Source organism: Solibacillus ferritrahens, assembly GCF_037027585.1.
Classification (GTDB): Bacteria; Bacillota; Bacilli; order Bacillales_A; family Planococcaceae; genus Solibacillus; species Solibacillus ferritrahens.
In genome coordinates, this window is record NZ_JAXCLE010000028.1 from 23,358 (window position 1) to 32,241 (window position 8,884).

Below are 8,884 nucleotides of genomic sequence, written 5' to 3' on the forward strand. Positions count from 1 at the left end.
CCTACTTCTTTCGATTTAACAATAGCTGATATGCGGCCATTCTTCTACCGAGCGGGATTAAAAACCAATCCTTTTCCGTTAAAACGCGCATTTTCGCCACTGCTGTTATAAAGCTAAAAGCACCTACCCCCACGAGTAGCACACTATAAATAAGTGCATCAACACGACTCAGCGTGCCTGTAAATACCCAATTCAGGCCAAAAATTGTACTATTCACAACAACAACCATAATGATGCAGGCAAGTGCCAATTTTTTATAAAATTGAAAATCCGCAAAACGAATTGATGTTAACTTTTTTAAATAAATAATTAGGGCAATCGCAGTAAATATAAGCCCGATGTTACTTGCCATTGCTGCACCTAAAATTCCAAGCTTCGGAACGAAATATGCATTCCCTATATACTTCAGTATAATTCCCATTCCTAAACAAATAGCCGGAACTTTTAATTTACTATAGCCCTGAAGAATCGCCGTAAATGTCAAAATTATTGATAATGGGACAATTTGAAACGAATACAGCTTCAACACTTCCGAATAAGCATCTGTCATAAATAGCATTTGGTTGATATATGGCATGACTAATATTAATCCAAGTGCTGATGCCACTCCGAATAATAATGAACTACGATATGTCAACTGAATGAATGGCTTTTCACCACGTCCATCCGATTTGTGCGCTTTCAATGCAACAAGTGGCACAATGGCTAACGATAATGAGGTAGCAATAACAATACCAAGTTGGACAAGTGGTTGCCCACGATCATATATTCCTTTTACCTCCATAGCCTGTATCGAAGCCATCCCTGATTGGATAAGCATTTTATAGATAGTAAAGGAATCGACAAGCTGGAAGCATAATAATAACAGGGCACTCATGCTGATGGCGATGCTATATAATGTTACCTCTTTTAAAATTGGCCATATCTTTACTTTTATAGCTGTTTGCCTTGAAGGAGTATATGAGCGTTTTAAAAAATATAAAAGAAGCACAATCCCGGCAACTTCCCCAATGACCGTTCCGAGCATCGCTATCTTTCCAGCTGAATAAACGGATTGCGTATATTGTATTAAAATGATTGTACCAATTAAAATAATCGATACTCGAATCGTTTGTTCAAAAACTTGCGCATAAGCTACAGGCTGCATGTTGCTCTTAGCTTGGAAGTTTCCTTTTAAAATCGCAAGAAGCGGCATACATAATGTAATAAATGAACCAACCTTCAATAACCCTGCTAACTGAGGATCTTCCATTAAATTTGCCAATGGCTGCGCACCAAAAAACAATAAACAGAAAAATAAAAGGGATAACACTGTTAAATAATAAAAGATAACACGTGAAACTGAATTTTTATATTCAGAGGTGCCCCCGTGCCCTTCAATATCTGCTAGCATTTTGGAAATTGCAACTGCAAACCCACTAGATGTCCATACGACAAAAAATGAAATAAATGGATACACCTGCTGATAGACGTAAAATCCTTGATCACCTACTAAATTTTGATAAGGAACACGGTATACAGCACTTAATATTTTTACTATGAGTGCTGCAACTGTTAAGAGAAGAGCACCCTTCATATAATTTTTCATACCAAAACTTTGCGAAGTCATTCTATTTCCTTCCTCTATTTCATACAATGTAATAATTATATCATGAAAATCTACTCGTATTTTTAGTCGATCACTGCAATAACTACTTTTAGCATTATGACAGACAAATAAAAAACGCCCATCTTTATGGACGTTTTTACATGATTTTAGTTTTCCATTTGTTTTGCTAAGAAGTTTGCTGCGGTTTCTGCTGTCTTTTGCTCAGTTTCTCCGATAAAGTGTGCTCTTGATATTAAATAGATAGCACCAATCGGATCTCCATTCGCAATAATAGGCACTATGCAATACGATTTTACTTGTTCATACTGTCCAGCTACAAGTTCAATCGACATTTCTAGCTTCTCACTAGCAATAGACCGATTTTTAATAATATCTTCCGCAAAAACCGTTAAGCGTCTTGAAACATAATCCTTTTTGGAAACGCCCGCAACGGCAATTACTTCATCACGGTCACTTATTAATGTTGGGGTACCTAATGTTTCAAATAATGATTCCGCATATTGTTGTGCAAATTCACCTAAATCATTAATTGGTGAATATTTTTTTAAAATTACTTCACCTTCACGATCTGTATAAATTTCCAAAGGGTCGCCCTCACGAATACGAAGAGTTCTTCTAATTTCTTTTGGGATAACAACACGACCTAAATCATCGATGCGGCGAACTATTCCTGTTGCTTTCATCGTTTATGTTCCCTCACTTTCACATCATTTCACAGTATGATGCAACTAGTATGGTATGAAAAACTTGAAACTATGCATAAATGTAACAGTAAAAAACAAAATATAGCCTTTCAATTCTTTCGACCAAATGGGCTTTACGACCTAAATTTTCGTACTAGGCATAGGAAATTACAACGCTTTATTTCAAAAATAGTTTTGTTTTTATGAAAAAGGATATTAACAAAGATAGATAACTTTTTTGGAGGTGCTTCTCATGCTAAAAGTAGACCGTATTACCACTACACCTGATGCATATCGACAACAGCAATATTATGCAGGAACACATTTAGCTTATTATCCTGATTTGTCTAAAGAACGTGCTGAAACCGTTACAAAATTTGAAAACGGTATTTTTAAGCGTTATTTGGAAAAACAGAATGGTCAGCGCGATTTAGTTTCATTTTCGACGACAAGAGAGAAACAATTTTTGGATTTGCGCGAAGAACATCGCAATCGCGAAGAATTACTTCAACGTCTGAATTATGCGAGTGGTGTTCATTATAGTGTGCAACCATCCTTCCTGTAATTCATTTGTTTATTAAAAAGAGAGGAAATGTTAAAAGTTAAAAACTTTTAAGATTCCCTCTCTTTTTATGATTCTTTTTTGGCTGATGCAATAATTTTTATGATTTTTTCTACTACATCAAATGGTAAGTGGTTTCCACATTTATTGTAGTCCACTGTTACCACCAACTGTGCTCCTTCCATTCCGAAGCCCACTGCTCGCCCAAATTCCATCGATTGCTCTACAATTTGCGCGCCATTTGTATTGGCTGTACCTTCCTCCGAGAGGATAATCGATACGGTTTGCTGCTTTTCTTTAATCGACAGCACACCCGCCTCCATTGCCCATACCTTCATACGTGCAATGCGCATGAGTCGCTCCGTTTCTACTGGTAAATCTCCAAAACGGTCCTGTAATTCATCAATTATTTCTAAATAATCCTCAATGCGCTCCATTGCTTTAATTCGTTTATACATTTGGATTTTTTGGAAGCCGTCCGGAATATACGCATCTGGAATATACGCATCAATATGCAGCATAATTTCAATATCCTGCTTTTCTTCTTTTTTCACACCGCTGCGTCGTTCTTCCACCGCTTCTTCGAGCATTTGTGAGTATAGATCAAAACCGATGGAATCAATGAATCCATGCTGCTGCGCACCCAGTAAATTTCCCGCCCCACGAATAGATAAATCACGCATAGCTATTTTAAAGCCTGAACCAAGTTCCGTGAATTCCTTTACGGCCTGTAATCGCTGCTCTGCTACTTCTGTAAGCACTTTATCGCGCTCATACATAAAGTAGGCATATGCAATACGATTCGAACGACCAACACGTCCACGCAGCTGATAAAGCTGAGATAGACCCATTCGATCTGCATCATGCACAATCAATGTATTCACGTTTGGAATATCAACGCCCGTTTCAATAATAGTTGTCGTTACTAAGACATCAAATTCTCCTTCAATAAACCCTAAAATAACCGATTCAAGCTTTGCCTCGGTCATTTGCCCATGTGCAAATGCAATACGTGCATCGGGAACAAGCATTTGAATCTCCTCTACACGTCTTGTGATATCTTCCACACGATTGTATAAATAAAAGACTTGCCCCCCTCGTGCCATTTCACGTTCAATCGCTTCACGAATAAGTGCACCATTATGCTCCATTACATATGTCTGTACAGGGAAACGGTTTTGCGGCGGTGTTTCAATAACGGACAAATCACGGACTCCAACCATTGACATATGGAGTGTACGTGGAATCGGTGTAGCCGTTAGTGTCAACACATCGACATTAGTCCGTAGCTGTTTAATCTTCTCTTTATGGGTAACACCAAAACGCTGCTCCTCATCGACAATAAGTAAACCGAGATCCTGATACACTACATCTTTCGATAAAATACGATGTGTACCTATCACTATATCAACGATTCCTTCCCGTAAACCTTTTAATGTGTCCGTTTGTTGCTTTTTAGTACGGAATCGACTTAATAGCCCAACATTAATAGCATAATCCTCAAAGCGCTTCGAGATCGTTTCATAATGTTGCTGTGCAAGAATCGTTGTTGGCACTAAAAAAGCTACCTGTTTACCATCTAAAATCGCTTTAAATGCAGCACGAATCGCAACTTCGGTTTTCCCATACCCTACATCACCGCAGACTAGGCGGTCCATCGGGCGTTCACGTTCCATATCTTTTTTCACTTCAGCAATTGTACGCAGTTGATCTTCCGTTTCTTCATAAGGGAAGGCCGCTTCAAAACCTCTTTGTTCATCCGAATCAGGTGAAAATGCAAAACCTTTTTCTGCTTCACGCTTTGCATAAAGCTTAATTAAATCATCTGCTATGTCTTGTACAGCATTCGAAACTTTAGTGCGTGTCTTTTTCCACTCAGTCCCGCCAAGTTTATGAAGCTTTGGCTCCTTTTCACCTGAGGGCACATAACGTTGAATAAGCTCAATTTGATCAACAGGTACATATAATTTATCATCTTCACGGTAGCGAACATGTAAATAATCTTGATGTGTACCATTTACAATTAGTGTTTCGATACCGATATATTTCCCGATTCCGTGATGTACATGCACAACATAGTCCCCAGGTTTAATTTCGGTATAGGATTTAATTCTCTCAGCATTTGTCATTTGCTGTGGACGTGATTTTTTCTTCGCCTGTTGTTTAAACAGCTCATCATCTGTAACGACTGCTATTTTTTGTAGTGGAAGCTCAAAACCTGATGACAATGCTGTATTTACTAAATAAATACCGGGTGCCTCTGCATAACCAATTGTAGATGCAATATGGTAGTCATCCAGTAAATTTTGCATGGCCTTTATACGATTTTCGGAATTAGCAGTAAAGAGTACAACAAATTTTTCATGGGTCCAACGTTCGATTTCATTTTGTAATAATGCAATCTGCCCATGGAATTGTTGCATCGGCTTGCATGAAAAGTTAACCGTCTTTTTAAGCGTGACACCTGCAAAAGTACGCGTAAATAATGCAAAGTATACTTTTTGTTGCTTTAAAATGGCCAGCAATTCTTTCATTGAATGGGAAGGCTTTACATCGTGAAGCATTTTCCCTTCCTCAATTAAAGAAATAAACCAGCCACTCTCCTCGCGTTCCCATGCTTCCATTACTTCTTGAATTCGTCCTAATTCATCGAATAAAACAAGGCCATCTTGCATGAAGTAATCGCCCAGAAAATGTGGCTTCTCAAATAATAACGAGCCATATTTTGCAATATGATCCGGTAAATGTCCATGACGAAGCAATTCAATATCTTGTGTAATATTTTGCATAAGCAATTCCTGTGTTTCTTGCTTACGAACCTTTTTTAAGCTTGCCGCCAACGATACTTCCAGGCGGTCTGCAAGAATGATTCGCTCATCTTTTGTAAGAATGAGCTCCGTTGCAGGCAGAATTTTTATCTCATTTAACTTTTCAATAGAGCGCTGATTGTCCGCTGAAAATGTACGAATGGAATCTACTTCTGTATCAAACAATTCAATTCGAATTGGATTTTGTGCATATGGCGGGTATATGTCCAAAATTCCCCCTCGCATGGCAAACTCACCAGGAGTAGTCACCATTTCACTTCTCGTATAGCCCATTTCAACGAGTTTATTTAACCACTGACTAATGTCGACATCCGCACCTAAAGACGTTGAAAGCTCATGTCCAAGCCAGTCCTGAGGTGCATTTAACATCCTGCGCATTCCTGCAGCTGGAATAATATAAATACCGCGCTCTTTATTTACTAATCTCCCCAATGTCGCAATACGCTGTGCACGAAGCTCTGGAGAGGAAATCGTCATATTAGCTGCGATAAATTCCTCCGCAGGATAATAGTGAACATGCTCGTCACCGACTAATGCACTTAAATCATCGACCAATTTCTGCGCCTGCAGCAAGTTTGAAGATACAATATAAATGGATTTGTTCGTCTCCTGGTAAATCGTATGAATTAAAGCTGGCCTAGCACTACCGGTCAATCCTGTTATGAGGTAGTCATTCGCTAAATTCTTCTCTATCTGCTCTATAACATTATCAATCTGTTTATCTCTTTTTAATAACTGATGGATCGTATCCACGTATAGTCCCCTTTCTCTATTTTGATATGTGGATATAGAAACGGAAAAAGCCTTGGCGCACTGTATGCGACCAAAGCAACTCCTTTACTGTAACCATTTTTTAAGCGCATAATAATCAGGGAACTGACGCAATGACTCTTCACAGTGTTCACATATACTATGAACGGTCGTTTCTCCACGCTCGTTTTTTTCAAGATAATCATCTATTTCACCTATTTCAAATAAATGAATTTTCTTAATAGTTTCTTCTGCCTCAAAAGGTAAAGTACCAATCTCTACCTTACAATGTCTACATAGGTAGCGTACAGGCATCTCCCATGGCCTCCTTTAAAACACTTATGTATGTTAAAGTATAGCCATCATTTAATTAATTTATGCGCCATTGAATTTGTTCATCACTTCTAAAAATGGCTTTGTTAATGCTGTTTCAATTGCATCACAGCTCTTATCAATCGCATCTTTTACTATAGGCTGATCTTCTTTTGAAAACTTCGATAATACATAGTCAGCCACTTTCATGCCTGCAGGGGGGCGGTTTACACCGACACGGATTCGATTAAACTCTTGTGTACCTAAATGCTGTATTAATGATTTAATTCCATTATGCCCACCAGCGCTTCCCTTGCTGCGTAGTCTTAGTTTACCCGTTTCTAAATCTAAATCATCATAAATAACAATAATATCTTCAATTTCTATATCAAAATAATCCATTAAAGGTCTCACACATTCTCCTGATAAATTCATATATGTTAATGGCTTCAATAAAATGACTTTTCCTTCAGGACGATGAACCGTTGCATACATACCATTAAATTTTGTTTGGTTTAATGGCGAATTCCATCGATTTGCTAATTCATCAATCACATCAAAACCTATATTATGGCGGGTATGTTCATATGGTTTTCCTGGATTTCCTAAACCAATAATTAATTTCACTAGTAATCGCATCCTTTTTCTCTAATCGCCTTTATTTTATCACACATTCTCTTGGAAAGTATTCATCATCAATTAGTATGGCACTAACGAACTATCCCGTCTTTTCCTCACAATATACAACACGAAAAAGCCCACTGCCGCTAAAAAACGAACAGCTGTCGATAAATACATAGCTACTTCCATCGTATATGTTTCGAGAAGCCAAATACCGATTTGCGGAGAGGTAAATGCAATCGTAGCAAGCAACACATTATAGCTCGTAATACAATAAGTACGTACTTCCTGTGGGGAATTTTCCAATAATAAATTAAATAATATTAATACAGTCCCCGAAACGAATAAACCGGATAGTAATGACATGGCTACCAAATAATATAGATTGGTCGATAAAACCATTAATAAAGGTGCTGTCGACATACCAAATGCTACCCATACAAATACGTACATATTGCCGTATTTTTGTGACCATTTACGCCAAAATGAAAACGAAAAAATTTGTGCTGACATATTCGCAACATTGAACATACTAATCCAAAAAATAGTTGCTTCTGCATATCGTACATTATAAATATTAAAAAGCCCCCACGCCATTTGCCAACCAAAGTTAAAAATAAGTGCAACAATTAAAAACAAGACATATTTGTTATTTTTGAAAATGGACCAATCCATCGCACGCTTCTTATCTATATTTAGCTCTCGTACAGGTTCATCGTGCTTTAATAAAAAATAAAGCTCTACAACCCCAACTACAAAAGTAAACATAAATAATACTTGGTAGGCGATTTGATTAGCCGTCATATCCTTCATAACAACACCAATAGTCAGAGTAACGATTAAACCTACAATTGTTAACAATCGATTCCGATCACTGAAAAACTGTGCTCTGCGTGTGTCTTCGATAATATTACCGATAAAAGATTGCCAACCCATATTAGCCATCGTATTAGGTACACTCATCGCAGCAATCAACGCCAAAAGCAGCCATGAACCAAAGCTCCCTGGTACATAACTAACAAATGCGATTAGCAAAAATACAAATCGAGCGGCTAAAACAGAAAAGGCAACTAGTCTTTTTTGTTCAATAGCTCGATTTAACAAAACGGCAGCCGGTAATGTCATTAGTAATGTAATTAATGGAGGTAAAGAACTAATTAACCCAACCTGATAATTTGTTGCACCAAGGATTGTCATAGCAAATATCGGAATATAGCTATTTGAAGTATTTTGCGCAACGGCTGAAGCCATTCCATGGTAAATACTCATTTTTTCATTATGTGTTCTCATAAATCCCTCTAATTTTCTTAATATTTACTCATCTCCATTTTATTATACTGATTTTCTTTCGGATGTCGAAGTTTTTTTGCAGCAAAAAAAAGCCGCCCTATTAAATATGAGGGCACTGAAAAACCTTCGTTTTTTTAGAACGTTTTCGTTTTTCAACACAAAAGAGGCATTTTTCATTCGATTTTGAATGAAAAATGCCTCTTTTCTTCGTCTCTTTTTATTCTTTTTC

7 protein-coding genes are annotated in these 8,884 nt (G+C 37.5%); 1 reads left to right on the forward strand and 6 read right to left on the reverse strand.

The features are described 5' to 3' along the window. Position 1: 1 nt before the first annotated feature. Entirely contained in the window at positions 2 to 1,609 is a 1,608-nt protein-coding gene (locus tag SNE38_RS17850) for a putative polysaccharide biosynthesis protein (protein WP_336047033.1), read from the reverse strand. Between the two features lie 146 nt (positions 1,610 to 1,755). Further along, positions 1,756 to 2,292, reverse strand: coding sequence for a stage V sporulation protein T (gene spoVT / locus SNE38_RS17855; RefSeq protein ID WP_191705328.1), 537 nt, complete (start codon positions 2,290 to 2,292; stop codon positions 1,756 to 1,758). A 253-nt stretch (positions 2,293 to 2,545) separates the two neighbouring features. On the opposite strand from spoVT, the gene SNE38_RS17860 reads away from it, so the two are divergent. Then, positions 2,546 to 2,857 carry a hypothetical protein gene (locus SNE38_RS17860; RefSeq protein WP_191705329.1) on the forward strand — a complete coding sequence of 104 codons (312 nt, stop codon included), beginning with the start codon at positions 2,546 to 2,548 and terminating at the stop codon, positions 2,855 to 2,857. Between the two features lie 65 nt (positions 2,858 to 2,922). On the opposite strand, the gene mfd is transcribed toward SNE38_RS17860, so the two are convergent. The 4 genes from mfd to SNE38_RS17880 form a co-directional block, all read right to left on the reverse strand. Beyond that, entirely contained in the window at positions 2,923 to 6,435 is a 3,513-nt protein-coding gene (gene mfd, locus SNE38_RS17865) for a transcription-repair coupling factor (RefSeq protein WP_191705330.1), read from the reverse strand. Between the two features lie 84 nt (positions 6,436 to 6,519). Beyond that, the gene (locus SNE38_RS17870) at positions 6,520 to 6,747 is read right to left on the reverse strand and encodes an anti-sigma-F factor Fin (RefSeq protein WP_191705331.1); all 228 of its coding nucleotides are present in this window, start codon (positions 6,745 to 6,747) and stop codon (positions 6,520 to 6,522) included. Between the two features lie 60 nt (positions 6,748 to 6,807). Beyond that, positions 6,808 to 7,371 carry an aminoacyl-tRNA hydrolase gene (gene pth / locus SNE38_RS17875; protein ID WP_191705332.1) on the reverse strand — a complete coding sequence of 188 codons (564 nt, stop codon included), beginning with the start codon at positions 7,369 to 7,371 and terminating at the stop codon, positions 6,808 to 6,810. 72 nt (positions 7,372 to 7,443) lie between these two features. Next, a complete protein-coding gene (locus tag SNE38_RS17880) occupies positions 7,444 to 8,634 on the reverse strand; it encodes an MFS transporter (protein ID WP_336047034.1) in 1,191 nt (396 codons plus the stop codon). Positions 8,635 to 8,884: the final 250 nt, after the last annotated feature.